This is a genomic window from Pantoea sp. SGAir0184, assembly GCF_043544755.1.
Genome location: NZ_CP028050.1, coordinates 3390116 through 3406668, shown reverse-complemented (window position 1 = coordinate 3406668; position 16553 = coordinate 3390116). Strand labels below are relative to the sequence as shown.

The following is a 16553-nucleotide window of genomic DNA, read 5'->3' as shown; positions in this document are numbered from 1 at the left end:
GCCTCGTGATGTTCGACATTTCCCGTCGCCGTCTGCTGACCGCGCTGGCGCTCTCACCGCTGATGAACCTTGCACCGCTGCGCGCCGCGCCGCCGGACAACCAGCGCATCCTGGCGCTGGAGTGGCTGCCGGTGGAGTTGCTGATGGCGCTCGGCGTCGCCCCGCTCGGCGTGGCCGATCTGCACAACTACGCCATCTGGGTGGGTGACCCGGTCTTGCCGGCCGGCACCCTCGATCTCGGCTTACGCACCGAACCCAATCTGGAACTGATGACCCAGCTGGCACCGTCGCTGATCCTGCACTCCAACGGTTACGGCCCGGCGGTCGACAAGCTGGAGCGCATTGCGCCGACGATGGGCTTTGACCTCAACAGCGGCGATGGCAAACCGTTCACCACCGCGCGCACATCGCTGCATGCGCTGGGTGCCCGGCTTGGTCTTGAAGCGCAGGCACAGGCCCATTTGCAATGGGTGGATGGTGAAGTGGCGGCCGCGCGTGAGCGGTTACGTCCGTGGGCGCAGCGTCCGCTGCTGCTGATGTCGCTGATGGATCCGCGTCACGCCATTACCTTCGGTAAAGGCAGCCTGTTCCTCGAAGTGATGGAGCAGCTTGGCCTGCGCAATGCCTGGCGGGGCGAAACCAACTTCTGGGGCAGTGCGGTGGTCGGGCTGGAGCGGCTGGCGGAGGTCGGTGACGTTGAGGTGATCTGCTTCGATCACGATAACGAACGCGATATGCAGCAGGTGACGCAAAGCGCACTGTGGCAGGCGCTGCCGTTTGTCCGTTCCGGCCGTTTCCGGCGGGTGCCGGCGGTGTGGTACTACGGCGCCACTTACTCAGCCATCAAATTTATTCGCGTGCTGGAACGCGCGCTGGAGTCGCACTGATGCGCAACCGTCTGTTTCCCGTCGCGCTGCTCAGCGTGCTCAGTTTACTGGCGCTGGCGCTCACGTTTATCAACCTGCGCCAGGCGCTGCCATTGGCGCAGTGGCAGCAGGCGATGTTCGCGCCGGATATCGATAACATCCGTCAGGTGGTGTTCCACTACAGCCTGCTGTCGCGGCTGGCGCTGGCGCTGCTGGTTGGGGCCGGACTTGGCCTTGCGGGCCTGCTGTTTCAGCAGGTGCTGCGCAATCCGCTGGCGGAGCCGACCACGCTGGGCGTCTCTTCCGGCGCGCAGCTTGGCCTGACCGTCGCCACTCTGTGGCAGCTGCCGGGCGGGGAGCTGACGCAGCAGTTTGCCGCGATGGGCGGGGCGGTGCTGGTCGGCGTGCTGGTGTTTGGCATCGCCTGGGGCAAGCGTCTGTCGCCGGTGACGCTGATCCTGGCCGGTCTGGTACTGAGCCTGTATGCCGGCGCGGTTAATCAAATCTTTGCCATCTTCAATCACGATCAGCTGCAAAACATGTTTCTGTGGAGCACCGGCGCGCTGAACCAGCTCGACGGCCACAACGTGGCGCTGCTGTGGCCGCGCCTGCTGCTGGCGTTCGCACTGGCGCTGGCGCTGTTGCGTCCGCTGACGTTGATGGGGCTGGATGATGGCGTGGCAAAAAACCTCGGTCTGGCGCTGTCGGCGGCGCGCATTGCCGCGCTGGCGCTGGCGATCCTGCTCAGTGCGCAGCTGGTTAACGTCGCCGGTATCATCGGCTTTATCGGGCTGTTCGCGCCGCTGCTGGCGAAGATGCTGGGGGCGCGTCGTCTGCTGAGCCGCTTGCTGCTGGCGCCGCTGATTGGCGCACTGCTGCTGTGGCTGGCCGATCAGTGCGTGCTGTGGCTAACCGCGCACTGGCGTGAAGTGTCAACCGGGACGGCTACTGCGCTGATTGGCGTGCCGATTCTGCTGTGGCTGCTGCCGCGTCTGCGCACAGGCTCGCTGCCGCCGGCGATGAATGCCGGCGACACAGTGCCGCAGGAGCGGCAGGCCGTGCTGCGCTGGTGCCTGGCGGGCGTGATGATTCTGGCGCTGTGCAGTCTGGCGGGCATCGCGTTTGGGCGCGACGCACACGGCTGGACGTGGGTCAGCGGCGACATGCTGCAACAGCTGCTGCCGTGGCGCGTGCCGCGCGTGCTGGCGGCGCTGGTAGTCGGCACGATGCTGGGCGTCGCCGGGGTGCTGATTCAGCGCCTGACCGGTAATCCGATGGCCAGTCCGGAAGTGCTGGGCATCAGCTCCGGGGCGGCCTGCGGGGTAGTGGTTATGCTGTTCTTTGTGCCCGGCAACGCGGTCGCCTGGCTGCTGCCGGCCGGCGTGCTGGGCGCCGCGCTGACGCTGCTGGTGATTATGCTGGTGGCCAGCCGCGGCGGTTTTGCACCGGAACGCATGTTGCTGGCCGGAATGGCGCTGAACAGTGCGTTTGTCACGTTACTGATGGTGTTGCTGGCGAGCGGCGATCCGCGCATGGCCGGGCTGCTGAGCTGGATTTCCGGTTCGACGTACAACATCTCAATGACGCAGGCGCTGCAGAGTGCTGTCGTGGGCATGATACTGGTGGCGCTGGCACCGCTGGCCAGCCGCTGGCTGACGCTGCTGCCGCTCGGCAGTGCCACGGCGCGCTCAGCCGGCATGGCGCTGAACCGATCGCGCTTCAGCCTGCTGTTGCTGGCGGCTGCGCTGACCGCCACCGCGACGCTCACTATCGGTCCGCTGAGTTTTATTGGCCTGATGGCACCACATATTGTGCGCATGCTCGGCTTCCGTCGCGCGCTGCCGCAATTGCTGATGGCTGGCCTGCTCGGCGGGTGCCTGCTGGTGTTCGCCGACTGGTGCGGCCGCATGCTGGCCTTCCCGGATCAAATCCCGGCAGGCCTGATGGCGACCTTCTTCGGCGCGCCGTATTTTATCTGGCTGCTAAGGCGCGCTTAGTGAAGCGGGGCGCTATGAATGGCGCCCCGGCAGGTTTACAGCTGCGCGAAGCAGCGGCGTGCGGCATCGACGGTGCGCTGAATATCTTCCTGGCTGTGCGCCAGTGACATAAAGCCGGCCTCATAGGCCGATGGCGCGAGGTAAACACCTTCCTGCAGCATCAGATGGAAGAAACGCTTAAAGCGCTCCACATCGCACTTTGTCACGTCGGCGTAGCAGGTCACGCTGTCGGCGTCGGTGAAGAAAATACCGAACATGCCACCGACGTGGTTCACCACCAGCGGGATATTTTCCGCCTCCGCCGCCGCCAGCAGGCCAGCACACAGCTGGTCGGTGAGTGCGGTTAAGGTCGCATGGGTGCCAGGCTGCGCAATCTGCGACAGGCAGGCAAAACCGGCAGCCATGGCAATCGGGTTGCCGGACAGCGTGCCCGCCTGATACACCGGGCCGGTGGGAGCCAGCGCGGCCATCACTTCGCGGCGGCCGCCAAAGGCACCAACCGGCATACCGCCGCCGATGATCTTGCCGAGGCAGGTCAGGTCTGGCGTAACGTCGTAATACGCCTGGGCACCGCCCAGCGCCACGCGGAAGCCGGTCATCACTTCATCAATAATCAGCAGCGCGCCAAACTCATCGCACAGCGCACGCAGGCCCGGCAGGAATTCCGGCTGCGGCGGAATGCAGTTCATGTTGCCCGCCACTGGTTCGACGATAATACAGGCGATCTCTTGCGGATACTGCTCAAACGCCGCGCGCACCGAGTCGAGATCGTTATAGGTGCAGGTCAGGGTGTGACGGGCGAAATCCGCCGGCACGCCCGGCGAGTTGGGCTGGCCGAGCGTCAGCGCACCGGAACCGGCTTTCACCAGCAGGCAGTCAGCGTGGCCGTGGTAGCAGCCCTCAAATTTGATGATTTTGTCACGCTGGGTGAAACCGCGCGCCAGGCGGATGGCGCTCATGGTGGCTTCGGTGCCGGAGTTAACCATACGCACCATGTCCATGCTCGGCACCAGCTCGCACACCAGCTCGGCCATCTTCACTTCCATCTCGGTCGGCGCGCCAAAACTCAGGCCGCGCGCGGCGGCTTCGATCACCGCATTGCGAATGGTGGCGTTATTGTGGCCCAGCACCATCGGTCCCCAGGAGCCGACGTAATCGATATAGGCTTTGCCATCGGCATCATACAGATAGGCACCGTCGGCGCGTTCGATGAACAGCGGCACGCCGCCCACGCCGGTAAAGGCACGCACCGGGGAGTTCACGCCGCCCGGGATCAGGCGTTGTGCTTCGGCATACAGGTTTTCTGACTTACTCATGGTTCGGCTCCTGCTGTTCTGGAAAAAATCTGGCGCCATTCTACGGAAGAGCGGCCGGTGAAGAAAGGCGCGCGGCCGCTTGCGCCTGCGACATTGCTATACTTTATGCCATAACTGGCGGCACACAGTGTCAAGGGCGCTACTTGATTGCACTGGACGGCTGGCAGATAATAGCGAAATTGAGGTCGTTTTATGACCTGGACGTTTACCCGGAGTAAAAGATGAGTGACGACGTAGCCGCGCTGCCTCTGCAGTTCACCGATGCAGCAGCGAAAAAAGTAAAAAACCTGATTGCGGATGAAGAGAATCCGGCGCTGAAACTGCGCGTATATATCACCGGCGGGGGCTGCAGTGGCTTCCAGTATGGTTTTACTTTTGACGATCAAATGAATGACGGCGACATGACCATCGAGAAGCAGGGTGTGGCGCTGGTGGTTGACCCGATGAGCCTGCAGTATCTGGTGGGCGGATCGGTTGACTACACCGAAGGTCTGGAAGGTTCCCGCTTTATCGTAACCAATCCCAACGCCAAAACCACCTGCGGCTGCGGCTCCTCTTTCAGCATCTGATGCTGGGCTGGCTGCCGTTCTGGCAGCCATGATTTACCACTCAATCGTCACCAGGCGTGCCGTTTCACGGCGCATCGCATCGCGGTTCAATACGCTTTGTGTCACGCGCGGTTGCGCGCTGAAATGCCGGCCACAGTCAACAGACGGCAGCGTCTGCTCACTCGGGCGTGAGATATCGCAGCGGGAGAAAATCGTTAGCGAGACGGCGATAGAGCCCGTGGTGGTTGCCGCACCGATCGGTGCAGCCACGATCAGCCCTATGGCCAGCAGCAGCGCTCTGGTCATGGTGAAATCCTGGTGATGTCAAAAGTGCGCTACGCGCTAAAAGGGCACAGAGCATACGTGGCCGCTGTGCCTTGTCATTTGATTTTCGACATGAATCGTCGAATCTTTAGTCTGGTAATGCTTTATTTTTCGTCGGATGTAAAGCTTCGCACAATTGTTTTGCCGCCAGCAGCAGGCGTGGACCCGGCCGGCTCAGCCAGTCATCGTTAAGCGCAATCACCGGCACGTTAAGCTGCGGCTGCCAGAAGCGCGCGACGCTGGCGGCGCGGCTGGCATCACCGCCAGTGACAATCGCTTGCGGGTGCCGCGTCAGCACCTGCTCCCGGCTCACCTGAGGCCAGCTCACGCTGCTGTCAGCAAAGATATTGCGACCGCCGCACAGGGTGATGACCTCATTCTGCAGCGTGCTGCGTGCGGCGGTAAACAGCGGCTGCTGGCCAAACTGCAGAAACAGCGGCACCGGCGTTTGCTGCTGATAGCGCTGACGCAGCGTCTGCAGCTGCTGGTGTAACGCCTGCGCGGCCGCTGTGGCCCGCTGGGGCTGTGGGCTCCAGCGCTGCAGCGCCGCCAGTGCATCAATCATCTGGTCGAGTGATTGCGGATCGATCCATTCCACATGGATGCCCAGACGCTGCAGCTGCTCCACCTGGCGCAGCGGATTGCCACCGCGCCAGGCCAGCACCACATCCGGCCTGAGCTGCACAATGCGTTCAACGCGAATGCCCTGCCAGTTCGCCACCTGCTCCAGCTGGCGAGCAGCAGCGGGATAGTCTGACCACGCGCTCACCGCCACCGGCGTGATGCCGGCGGCAAACGCCAGTTCAGTGAGATGCGGCGACAGGGTAATGACGCGCGGTGCGGCCAGCAGACTGTGGCACAGCAGCCACAGCCCGAGCAGCAGATATTTAGCCACGCGCCAGCTGAGCCAGCAGGTTTTCCACCATCAGCGACGACTGTTTAGCCGCCACGCTGAGGAACTCTTCGAAACTCAGATGCGACGCTTTATCGGCCACGTCAGAAATAGCGCGTACCACCACGAACGGCACCTTAAACTGATGGCAAACGTGACCAATCGCCGTGGCTTCCATCTCTACCGCAATCGCCTGCGGGAAGGTGCTGCGGATACGCTCCAGCGGTGCGGCGCCATTAATAAAGGCGTCACCGCTGACCACCAGACCGCGCACCGCGTTGAGATCCAGCTGTTTGATCACCTGCTCTGCGGCGGCAATCAGCGCGCTGTCCGCGACAAACGCCGCCGGGCAGCCCGCCATCTGACCAGGCTCATAGCCAAAAGCGGTGACATCGGCATCGTGATAACGCACTTCATCGGACACCACGATATCGCCCACCTGCAGGGTTGGTGCCAGACCGCCTGCGGAACCGGTGTTGATCACCAGATCTGGTTTGCACAGCTCCAGCAGCAGCGTGGTACCCAGCGCCGCCGCGGTTTTGCCGATGCCCGATTTCAGCAGAGCCACCTCAACGCCGTTGAGCGTACCGGTGTAAATTTCGCAGCCGGCCAGCGTCAGCGTCTGACGGTTTTCAATTTTGTCACGCAGCAGTGTGACTTCCTGCTCCATCGCGCCAATAATGCCTGCTTTCATAAAGAATCTCGCTGTAGTTATGGATGTATAAGGCTAAAGTGAGGCATAGTCTAACATGGCTCAATGGGGATCAATTCAGGAAAAAATAAGGGGTAACAATGGCGACGATCAATTTCAGGAAGAAGATCAGTTTCACCCGCCCTTATACCAGCCGCAAAGATCCCGAAGGCGAATACTTTATTACCCGCCACTTTGAAAGCGATCGTGGACGCATTATTAATTCTGCCGCGATTCGCCGTCTGCAACAAAAAACCCAGGTGTTTCCGCTGGAGCGGAATGCGGCCGTGCGCTCGCGCCTGACCCATTCGCTTGAGGTGCAGCAAACCGGACGTTACATCACCAAAGAGATTCTGCATACGCTGAAAACCCAGGGCGGCGGGCTGGCAGCATACGGCCTCGATGGCTTTGAGGGCGCGGTCGAGAGCCTGGTGGAGATGGCCTGCCTGCTGCACGACGTCGGCAACCCGCCGTTTGGCCATTTTGGTGAAGCGGCGATCAATGACTGGTTTGATGACAACCTGCCGGCCGAACTGGTGGATCCGCTGGTGGCGGGCGTGGCGGATGACGCGCAGCGTGCCGATTTCGACCGGTTAAATGCAATGATTCGTCAGGATTTGTGCCATTTCGAAGGGAATGCGCAGGCCATTCGGCTGGTGCATACCCTGCTGCAGCTAAATCTTAGCTATGCGCAGGTAGCGTGTATTTTAAAATACACCGCGCCGGCGTGGTGGCAGGGCGATAAGCCGGCGGAGTTCAGCGTGTTAATGAAAAAGCCGGGTTTCTATTTATCCGAACGTGAATATGTGGCCGATCTTCGCGCGGCAACGGATATACCTGAGCACCACCGTTATCCGCTGACCTGGATAATGGAAGCGGCTGACGATATCTCCTATTGTATTGCCGACCTTGATGACGCCGTAGAAAAAGACATCTTCACCGTCGATACGCTCTATCATTCTTTGCTCAACGCCTGGGGCCCGGTGAAACCTGGCGACGCGTTCAGCCGCACCATTAATGAAGCGTGGAAAGAGGCCAATCAGAAAAAGCGTCGCAGTATTAGCGATCAATTTTTCATGTCGCTGCGGGTTAACGTCCAGAGCGTGCTGGTCAGCCATGCGGTGCGCCGCTTTGTTGATAATTTACCTGCCATTTTTGCCGGCAACTTTAACCATGCGCTGCTGGAAGACGACGGTGATGAAGGGCGCCTGTTAAAATTATTTAAAACCGTGGCGCGCCAGCAGGTGTTTAATCACCCTGAAGTTGAGCAGCTGGAATTACAGGGTTATCGGGTCATTAAAGGATTACTGGAAATTTATCAGTCGCTGATGCAGCTCGATTATGAACAGTTTACCACGTTAATGAATGAGGATTTTCTCGCGAAACATCCGATCGAAACCCGACTGTTTCATAAACTTTCCGGTAAACATCGTAAAGCTTATCAGCAACAGATGCGTAACCTGGTGGTGCAGCATAAATATCAGCGATTGTTATGGGAACGTTATTATCGCTCGCGGCTGATTCAGGACTATATCAGCGGGATGACGGACAATTACGCCTGGGATGAGTATCGTCGGTTGATGGCGGTGGAATAAGCGCAGTTTTGTAAAGACGAAGAATAAATTTTTACCTTTGCCCAATACTTTATCAGGAACTTCGCGCTAAAAACTTAATCTCATCATCACGACCACAGCAATGGTCTGCACGTTAATTTCAGAGAGACACAGACGAATGAAAAAAAGCACATTAATGTTAAGTGCGCTGGCGCTTAGTCTGGGCATGGCGTTAAGCCCTGTCAGTGTTTTCGCGGCGGAGACAGCGTCTTCCTCCAGTCAGCAATTGCCCAGCCTGGCACCCATGCTGGAAAAAGTGATGCCTTCCGTGGTCAGTATCAGCGTGGAAGGCAGCACCACGGTGAAAACCCCGCGCATGCCGCAGCAGTTCCAGCAATTCTTTGGCGATAATTCCCCGTTCTGTCAGGACGGATCGCCGTTCCAGGGTTCACCCATGTGCCAGGGCGGCGGCGGTGACGGTAGCGACGATGGCGCCAACGCGCAGAAGCAGCAGTTCCGCGCGCTGGGTTCTGGGGTAATCATCAACGCCGACAAAGGCTATGTGGTTACCAACAACCACGTGGTAGATAACGCCACCAAAATTCAGGTACAGCTGAGCGATGGCCGTCGCTACGATGCTAAGGTCATCGGCAAAGATCCGCAGTCTGACATCGCGCTGATCCAGCTGCAGGATGCGAAAAACCTGACGGCAATTAAGATCGCAGACTCCGACAATCTGCGCGTCGGTGATTACACCGTGGCCATCGGTAACCCGTACGGCCTGGGCGAAACGGTCACGTCCGGCATCGTCTCGGCGCTGGGGCGCAGCGGCCTTAACGTCGAAAATTACGAAAACTTTATCCAGACCGATGCCGCCATCAACCGCGGCAACTCCGGCGGTGCGCTGGTTAACCTGAACGGCGAGCTGATCGGTATTAACACCGCGATCCTCGCACCGGACGGTGGCAACATCGGTATCGGCTTTGCCATCCCGAGTTCCATGGTGAAAAACCTGACCGCGCAGATGGTGGAGTATGGCCAGGTGAAACGCGGCGAGCTGGGCATTATGGGCACCGAGCTCAACTCCGAGCTGGCTAAAGCGATGAAAGTGGATGCGCAGCGCGGCGCGTTTGTCAGCCAGGTGCTGCCAAACTCCGCGGCGGCGAAAGCCGGCGTGAAAGCGGGCGATGTGGTGGTCTCTATGAACGGTAAAGCGCTGACCAGCTTTGCGGCGCTGCGTGCAGAAGTCGGCTCGCTGCCGGTCGGCACCAAACTGCAGCTGGGCCTGCTGCGCGACGGCAAACCGCTCAACGTGACGGTTGAGCTGCAGCAGAGCTCACAGGATAAAGTGCAGTCCGCGACGATTTACACCGGCATTGAAGGCGCCGATCTCAGCAACGTCGACAGCAACGGCCAGAAGGGCGTGCGCGTTGACAGCGTGAAAGCCGGCAGCGCTGCGGCACGTATCGGCCTGAAGAAAGGCGATGTGATCCTCGGTGTGAACCAGCAGGCGGTAAGCAACCTTGGCGAGCTGCGTAAAATCCTCGACACCAAACCGTCGGTGCTGGCGCTCAACGTCAAGCGCGGCGACAGCAGCCTCTATCTGCTGATGCAGTGATCCTTTTATTGGTCTCTCAGGCGAGCTCCGGCTCGCCTTTTTTATTGCCTGTATGCTGCTGCGCCCTCAGTCATCTGTGCCTTCCCAGTGTGACCGCTGCCGCAATTCCGGTAATCGCCCTGCGGCTATGTGCAGTTGCACAATGCCAGGGGCAATCGGGATGCGTATTCTGTCGGTTCGTCCCGAATTCTGGAGTGTTTGATGGCCACCTATCATCTTGATGCGCGACTGGCTCAGGATATCGTTGCCCGCACCATGAAAATTATCGACAGTAATGTCAATGTGATGGATGCGCGCGGCCGCATTATTGGCAGTGGCGATCGCGAGCGTATTGGCGAATTGCACGAGGGCGCGCTGCTGGTGCTGTCACAGGGCAGGGTGGTTGATATTGACGAAGCGGTGGCTAAACACCTGCACGGCGTGCGGCCGGGCATCAATTTGCCGCTGCGCATTGACGGCGACATCGTCGGCGTGATTGGCCTGACCGGCCAGCCCAGCACGTTACGCCACTACGGCGAGCTGGTGTGCATGACGGCAGAGATGATGCTGGAACAGGCGCGCCTGCTGCATATGCTGGCGCAGGACAGCCGCCTGCGCGAGGAGCTGGTGCTGAACCTGATCCGCAGCGATACGCTGTCGCCGGCGCTGAACGAATGGGCGCAGCGACTGGGCATCGATCTCAATCAGCCGCGCGTGGTGGCGGTGGTGGAAGTGGACAGCGGACAGCTGGGGGTCGACAGCGCAATGTCGGAGCTGCAGCAATTACAGACGCTGCTGACCACGCCCGATCGCGATAACCTGATCGCCATTGTTTCGCTCACCGAAATGGTGGTGCTGAAGCCAGCGCTGAATGCCCATGGCCGTTACGATCAGGACGATCACCGCCGCCGCGTCGATCAACTGCTGCAGCGCATGAAAGAGAGCGGTCAGGTGCGGATGCGTATCGCGCTCGGCAATTTCTTTACCGGGCCCGGCAGCATTGCGCGCTCTTACCGCACCGCCCGCACCACCATGATGGTGGGCAAACAGCGCATGCCGCAGCAGCGGAGCTTCTTCTATCAGGATCTGGTGCTGCCAGTGCTGCTGGATAGCCTGCGCGGCGGCTGGCAGGCCAGCGAGCTGGCACGTCCGCTGGCAAAGCTGAAGAGTATGGACAATAACGGTTTGCTGCGGCGCACGCTGGTTGCGTGGTTCAGTCATAACGTGCAGCCGAGCGCCACAGCGCGCGCGCTGTTTATTCATCGCAATACGCTGGAGTACCGCCTGAACCGCATCTCGGAACTGACCGGCCTTAATCTGGCGAACTTTGACGATCGGCTGCTGCTGTATGTGGCGCTGCAGCTTGATGAGCAGGCATAAAAAAGGCCAGCAGCAGCTGGCCTGAGAAGCGGCGGGAATTAGCGACCGTTGCGGGTCAGCTGATCGAGATCGGATTCGATTTCCGCGATTTTGTTCGACACCACGTTCTCCAGATGGCGCAGATCGGCGAGGATTTTGCGCTTCAGATCCACTTCTACCTGATCGCGCTGGCAGATCTGATCCAGTTCGTCGATCACGTAACGCAGATTAGGGCTGATTTCCTGAATCTCTTTATAACCCTGGGTGGTGTGATCGGCCACCACGGTTTTGCGCTGACGCGGGTATTTAAACTTCACGCTTTTGGCGAAGAACTCGCCCTTGTCTTTGCGGAAGTAGATTTTCAGGATGTCATTGTTGGCTTCCTGACGCAGGCTGTAGCGGTCAATGTCTTCAGGATTGCTGATACCTAAGCTTTTCAGGTTGTCGTACATAGCGTTTATATTCCATCTGAGAGTGAGTGAGCGCGCAGGATTATCATCATCATTCGGCTGCGTAATAAGCGCAACGAACCGAACGCTTACGGCATACTTAATCAACTGTAGACACAAAAACCGGGATGAACAGTGCGCGACCGGAGTTAACTGGCGCGGATTATGACCTGTTTGAAAAACAAACGCACCTGTTAATTCGCGGCGCGAAACAGGTAATAGCGGCAGGAGTGTAAAGAAAAAATGACGGGCCTGAATACAGGCCCGTGGGCATAAAAATAAGCGGGAAGAAAAAACTTAATCGATGGTACGCAGCAGTTCGTTGATGCCGGTTTTTGCCAGCGTTTTCGCGTCGACTTTCTTCACGATTACCGCACAGTACAGGCTGTAGCTGCCATCTTTAGACGGCAGATTACCGGAAACCACCACCGAACCTGCCGGTACGCGGCCGTAGTGCACTTCACCGGTTTCGCGGTCATAAATTTTGGTGCTCTGGCCGATGTAAACGCCCATAGAGATCACCGAACCTTCTTCGACGATCACGCCTTCAACGATCTCGGAACGGGCACCGATAAAGCAGTTATCTTCGATGATGGTTGGGTTGGCCTGCAGCGGTTCCAGTACGCCGCCGATGCCGACGCCGCCGGACAGGTGCACGTTTTTACCAATCTGCGCACAGGAGCCGACAGTGGCCCAGGTGTCTACCATGGTGCCTTCATCGACATACGCACCGATGTTGACATAGGACGGCATCAGCACGGTGTTGCGCGCGATGAATGCACCCTGACGCACCGCTGCCGGTGGCACGACGCGGAAGCCGGCGCTTTTGAAGCGCGCTTCATCCCAGCCGGCAAATTTCATCGGCACTTTGTCGTAGAAGCGGGTTTCTGCCCCGTCGATCACCTGGTTGTCGTTGATACGGAACGACAGCAGTACCGCTTTTTTCAGCCACTGATGCGTTACCCATTCGCCGTTGATCTTTTCTGACACGCGCAGTTCACCGCTGTCCAGCAGGCCAATCACCTGGTTGATCGCTTCACGGGTGGCGCTGTCTACGCTGGTCGGCGTAATGTCGGCGCGGCGTTCAAAGGCAGATTCGATAACGCTCTGTAACTGTTGCATATTTAATTCCTGAGTCTGTCATTGCGGATGCACGCCAGCTGGCGTGCAGAGTAAAATTATCGGGCAAACATCCTTCATGCTGCAGAACGGTGGCGCGCCTATCGGAGCGAGATCCACGGATGGGCCGGGTCACCAGGCCAATGCATCGGCAACGTGAAGAATGGAAGCCGGGTCACATTTTATCGTTTGGATTAAGTACCTCTGTCAACCGTTGTTGCAGCACGGAACGCATTTCGGCATCCAGCGCACGTCGTTCGCTGTTGGCAAGGATGAACAAATCCTCCACCCGTTCGCCGATGGTACTGATGCGGGCGCCGTGCAGCGAAACACCGAGGTCAGCAAACACTTCGCCGACGCGCGCCAGCAAACCCGGCTGGTCCAGCGCCACCAGCTCCAGATAGCTGCGGCGGTCGGTATGGGTGGGCAAAAAGTTGACTTCGGTATCGACGCTGAAGTGTTTCAGACGTGACGACGGCCGGCGCGTACGCGGTGGCACCCACTGCGTTTGCGTGATCGCCTGCTCCAGCGCCTGGATAATCAGCGGATGGCGATCTGCTGCCAGCGGACTGCCGTCCGGCTCCAGCACAATAAAGGTGTCCATGGCCATGCCGTCGCGGCTGGTAAAGATCTGCGCATCGTGCACGCTCAGATTACGGCGATCGAGTTCTCCGGCTACGGCGGCAAACAGGTAAGGGCGATCCGGGCTCCAGATGAAGATCTCGGTGCCGCCGCGCGTGGCTTGCGGGCTTACCAGCACCAGCGGTTTGCTGAGGTCATGGTTGATCAGATGCCGCGCGTGCCACGCCAGCTGGTTGGGCGTATGGCGCAGGAAGTAGTCGGCGCGGCAGCGGCTCCAGATATGGTGCAGTCGCTCTTCGTTGAGATTTTCCATGCGCAGCAGCGCCAGCGCCTGCAGCCGGTGATGACGCACGCGCTCGCGCAGATCCGGGCTGTTCTCCATACCGCGGCGCAGCTGTTTTTCGGTGGCGAAGAACAGTTCACGTAGCAGGCTCTGTTTCCAGCTGTTCCACAGGCTTTCATTGGTAGCGCAGATGTCGGCAACTGTCAGGCAGGCCAGATAGCGCAGCCGGTTTTCATTTTGCATCACTTCAGCAAACTGCTGAATCACCGTGGGGTCCTGAATGTCGCGACGCTGAGCAGTCACCGACATCAGCAGGTGATGACGCACCAGCCACGCCACCAGCTGCATTTCGCGCGAATTGAGGCCGTGCAGCTCAGCAAAGTCCAGCGCGTCCTGCGCGCCGAGAATCGAGTGGTCGCCGCCGCGCCCTTTGGCGATATCGTGCAGCAGCGCGGCCATCAGCAGCAACTCCGGCTGCGGCAGACGCGGCCACAGCTCGACGCACAGCGGGTGCATCGGGCGCGTGGCTTCGTCGGCAAAACTTTCCAGCTTCTGCAACACGCGGATGGTGTGCTCATCCACGGTGTAGGCGTGGAACAGGTCGAACTGCATCTGACCGACAATGTTGCCCCACAGCGGCGTATAAGCCCACAGTACGCTATGGCGGTGCATCGGCAGCAGCGCGCGCTTTACCGCGCCAGGATGGCGCAGAATCGCCATAAAAGTGCGGCGCGCTTCGGGGATCTGACACAGCGGCTGTTGCAGATGACGGCGGGCGTAGCGCAGCTGGCGTAGCGTGGTGGAATAGATGCCGGTGATGGTTTCGTTACGCACCATCACGTAAAACATGCGCAGAATCGCCTGCGGCTCGCGCTCAAACAGCGTGGGATCGCGCAGGTCGATCAGATTACCGCGCAGCTGAAAATCTTCATCGATGCTGCGCGGCTTCTCGGTGGTCGACAGCGCCAGAATGGCTTCGTCAAACAGCTGCAGCAGCATCTGGTTCAGCTCGCCGATACGGCGCGTGACGCGATAGAAATCTTTCATCATGCGCTCAACCGGCTCATTGCCTTCGCCGCCATAGTTGAGGCGCTGTGCCACGTTGAGCTGGCGATCGAACAGTAAGCGGTTATCGTAGCGCGGCAGCGTCAGGTGCAGCGCGAAACGGATGCGCCAGAGAAATTCCTGGCACTCATTGATCTCATTGCGTTCGGCTTCAGTGAGAAAGCCAAAGCCGACCATCTCATCCATGGTGGTGGCGCCAAAGTGGCGGCGCGCGACCCACTGCAGAGTATGAATGTCGCGCAGCCCGCCCGGGCTGCTTTTGATATCCGGTTCGAGGTTGTAGCTGGTGCCATGATAGCGCTGGTGGCGTTCCAGCTGCTCCTCAATTTTGGCAGCGAAGAAGCGTGATGACGGCCAGAAACCGTCGCTGAAGATATTCTTTTGCAGTTCGAGAAACAGCGCCACGTCGCCGGTCAGCATGCGCGACTCAATCAGGTTGGTGGCGACGGTGAGATCCGACAAGCCCTCCAGCAAACACTCTTCCAGCGTGCGTACGCTGTGGCCGACCTCCAGCTTGAGATCCCACATCAGCGTCAGTAATTCTGAGGTGCGCTGCGCGGCAGCTTCGTCCAGTGGCTGACGGCTCAGGATCAGCACGTCGATGTCCGACAGCGGATGCAGCTCACCGCGGCCATAGCCGCCCACCGCCACCAGCGCAATCTCTTTCATCTGGTCAAAGCCAAACAGTCGCCATAGCCGGCGCAGCAGGCGATCGATAAACAGCGTGCGCGCATCAATCAGTGATTCGATATCGCTGCCAGCGTCAAAAGCGCTGCCCAGATGCTGCTGGAACTGTTCAAGATACTGTTTGAGTTTGTCGCGCGTCAGCGCGTCGTCTGGCCAGCTGGCGGGGGAATCGGTCAGGCCTTTGTGTACTGCTTCGGTCACGCTACCACTCATCAACATGCCTCTTCTGCGCCATAAAAAGCGGGCTTAACGCCGTGATGCCGTTCAGTTAGCCACCGTCCGTGACATCACCGCAGTAGCGGCGCGGGTTAACGCGCAACTGATGGCGCCGCTACGGGAGGTGCAGGGATGGGTGAACCTAAACTGACAGGCGTTCGTTTTGAGCCGGCCTGTTATCCTGATGACGAGCGTTACGCGTTGTTTTCCAGCACCGCTGGAATAGTGTCGTCGGCGCGCAGCGTCAGGATTTCACAGCCGTTTTCCGTCACCACAATAGTATGCTCATACTGTGCGGACAAGCTGCGATCTTTGGTTTTCACCGTCCAGCCATCTTTCATGGTGCGGATGCGATAATCACCGGCGTTTACCATCGGTTCGACGGTAAATGTCATGCCAGCCTGCAGCACCACGCCGCTGTCGTCGGCATCGTAATGCAGCACCTGTGGCTCTTCATGGAAGCCTTTACCGATGCCGTGTCCGCAATACTCGCGGACCACGGAAAAATCCTGTGCTTCCACGTATTTCTGAATCGCCCGGCCCAGTTCACGCAGGCGAATGCCCGGCTTCACCAGACGCAGCGCAATGTACAGGCTCTCCTGCGTAACCCGGCACAGGCGCTCGCCCTGAATCGTCGGTTTGCCGACGATGAACATCTTTGACGTATCACCATGGTACTCATCTTTGATCACCGTAACGTCGACGTTAACGATATCCCCGTCTTTCAGCACGCGATCGTCGCTGGGAATACCGTGACATACCACTTCGTTGACCGAAATACACACCGATTTCGGGAAGCCGTGGTAGCCGAGACAGGCTGAAATGGCCTGCTGCTTTTCGGTGATGTGCTGGTGGCACAGACGGTCAAGCTCGCCGGTGGTGACGCCTGGCACGACGTGTTGAGCGATCATCTCCAGCACTTCTGCAGCCAGACGGCCCGCCACGCGCATTTTTTCGATTTCTTCTGGGGTTTTGATTGAAATGGCCATTAAATAATCCGCAATCGCCG

General features: G+C 59.2%; 14 protein-coding genes. 6 read left to right on the top strand and 8 right to left on the bottom strand.

The features are described 5' to 3' along the window. The first annotated feature begins 8 nt into the window (after nucleotides 1-8). Together fhuD and fhuB are read left to right on the top strand one after the other, a co-directional pair. Nucleotides 9-887 carry a Fe(3+)-hydroxamate ABC transporter substrate-binding protein FhuD gene (gene fhuD, locus C1N60_RS16250; RefSeq protein WP_394521090.1) on the top strand — a complete coding sequence of 293 codons (879 nt, stop codon included), beginning with the start codon at nucleotides 9-11 and terminating at the stop codon, nucleotides 885-887. After that, the gene (fhuB, locus tag C1N60_RS16245; RefSeq protein ID WP_166719870.1) at nucleotides 887-2863 is read left to right on the top strand and encodes a Fe(3+)-hydroxamate ABC transporter permease FhuB; all 1977 of its coding nucleotides are present in this window, start codon (nucleotides 887-889) and stop codon (nucleotides 2861-2863) included. The genes fhuD and fhuB overlap by 1 nt, the downstream gene beginning before the upstream one ends. Before the next feature lie 35 nt (nucleotides 2864-2898). Here the strand turns inward: fhuB and hemL are convergent, their stop codons facing one another. Beyond that, nucleotides 2899-4179 carry a glutamate-1-semialdehyde 2,1-aminomutase gene (gene hemL / locus C1N60_RS16240; protein WP_021507502.1) on the bottom strand — a complete coding sequence of 427 codons (1281 nt, stop codon included), beginning with the start codon at nucleotides 4177-4179 and terminating at the stop codon, nucleotides 2899-2901. A gap of 221 nt (nucleotides 4180-4400) precedes the next feature. On the opposite strand from hemL, the gene erpA reads away from it, so the two are divergent. Continuing rightward, complete coding sequence (gene erpA, locus C1N60_RS16235) at nucleotides 4401-4748, top strand: iron-sulfur cluster insertion protein ErpA (RefSeq protein WP_021507501.1); 348 nt, start codon at nucleotides 4401-4403, stop codon at nucleotides 4746-4748. A 33-nt stretch (nucleotides 4749-4781) separates the two neighbouring features. On the opposite strand, the gene C1N60_RS16230 is transcribed toward erpA, so the two are convergent. The 3 genes from C1N60_RS16230 to mtnN all read right to left on the bottom strand — a co-directional run bounded on the left by C1N60_RS16230 (nucleotide 4782) and on the right by mtnN (nucleotide 6637). Further along, on the bottom strand, nucleotides 4782-5033 hold the full coding sequence (locus tag C1N60_RS16230) for a hypothetical protein (protein ID WP_058780468.1): 252 nt from the start codon (nucleotides 5031-5033) through the stop codon (nucleotides 4782-4784). Nucleotides 5034-5139: 106 nt separating this feature from the next. Beyond that, nucleotides 5140-5946 (bottom strand): vitamin B12 ABC transporter substrate-binding protein BtuF, encoded by an 807-nt coding sequence (gene btuF / locus C1N60_RS16225; protein ID WP_058774800.1) that lies wholly within the window; start codon nucleotides 5944-5946, stop codon nucleotides 5140-5142. Next, nucleotides 5939-6637, bottom strand: a complete 699-nt coding sequence (mtnN, locus tag C1N60_RS16220) for a 5'-methylthioadenosine/S-adenosylhomocysteine nucleosidase (RefSeq protein WP_021507498.1) — start codon at nucleotides 6635-6637, stop codon at nucleotides 5939-5941. The genes btuF and mtnN overlap by 8 nt, the downstream gene beginning before the upstream one ends. Nucleotides 6638-6735: 98 nt before the next feature. Here mtnN and dgt point away from each other — a divergent pair, with 98 nt between their 5' ends. The 3 genes from dgt to C1N60_RS16205 all read left to right on the top strand — a co-directional run bounded on the left by dgt (nucleotide 6736) and on the right by C1N60_RS16205 (nucleotide 11164). Next, nucleotides 6736-8229, top strand: a complete 1494-nt coding sequence (gene dgt, locus C1N60_RS16215; RefSeq protein ID WP_021507497.1) for a dGTPase — start codon at nucleotides 6736-6738, stop codon at nucleotides 8227-8229. 136 nt (nucleotides 8230-8365) lie between these two features. Beyond that, nucleotides 8366-9805: a serine endoprotease DegP gene (gene degP / locus C1N60_RS16210; protein ID WP_058759526.1), complete on the top strand. Its 1440-nt coding sequence runs from the start codon at nucleotides 8366-8368 to the stop codon at nucleotides 9803-9805. A 201-nt stretch (nucleotides 9806-10006) separates the two neighbouring features. Further along, nucleotides 10007-11164, top strand: coding sequence for a CdaR family transcriptional regulator (locus C1N60_RS16205; protein WP_021507495.1), 1158 nt, complete (start codon nucleotides 10007-10009; stop codon nucleotides 11162-11164). Nucleotides 11165-11202: 38 nt separating this feature from the next. Here C1N60_RS16205 and C1N60_RS16200 read toward each other — a convergent pair whose 3' ends face one another. The 4 genes from C1N60_RS16200 to map all read right to left on the bottom strand — a co-directional run bounded on the left by C1N60_RS16200 (nucleotide 11203) and on the right by map (nucleotide 16533). After that, nucleotides 11203-11595 carry a DUF3461 family protein gene (locus C1N60_RS16200; RefSeq protein WP_010616197.1) on the bottom strand — a complete coding sequence of 131 codons (393 nt, stop codon included), beginning with the start codon at nucleotides 11593-11595 and terminating at the stop codon, nucleotides 11203-11205. A gap of 294 nt (nucleotides 11596-11889) precedes the next feature. Continuing rightward, the gene (gene dapD / locus C1N60_RS16195) at nucleotides 11890-12714 is read right to left on the bottom strand and encodes a 2,3,4,5-tetrahydropyridine-2,6-dicarboxylate N-succinyltransferase (RefSeq protein WP_021507493.1); all 825 of its coding nucleotides are present in this window, start codon (nucleotides 12712-12714) and stop codon (nucleotides 11890-11892) included. Between the two features lie 172 nt (nucleotides 12715-12886). Beyond that, on the bottom strand, nucleotides 12887-15541 hold the full coding sequence (gene glnD, locus C1N60_RS16190) for a bifunctional uridylyltransferase/uridylyl-removing protein GlnD (protein ID WP_021507492.1): 2655 nt from the start codon (nucleotides 15539-15541) through the stop codon (nucleotides 12887-12889). A 197-nt stretch (nucleotides 15542-15738) separates the two neighbouring features. After that, nucleotides 15739-16533: a type I methionyl aminopeptidase gene (gene map, locus C1N60_RS16185; protein WP_282954711.1), complete on the bottom strand. Its 795-nt coding sequence runs from the start codon at nucleotides 16531-16533 to the stop codon at nucleotides 15739-15741. Nucleotides 16534-16553 lie beyond the last annotated feature (20 nt).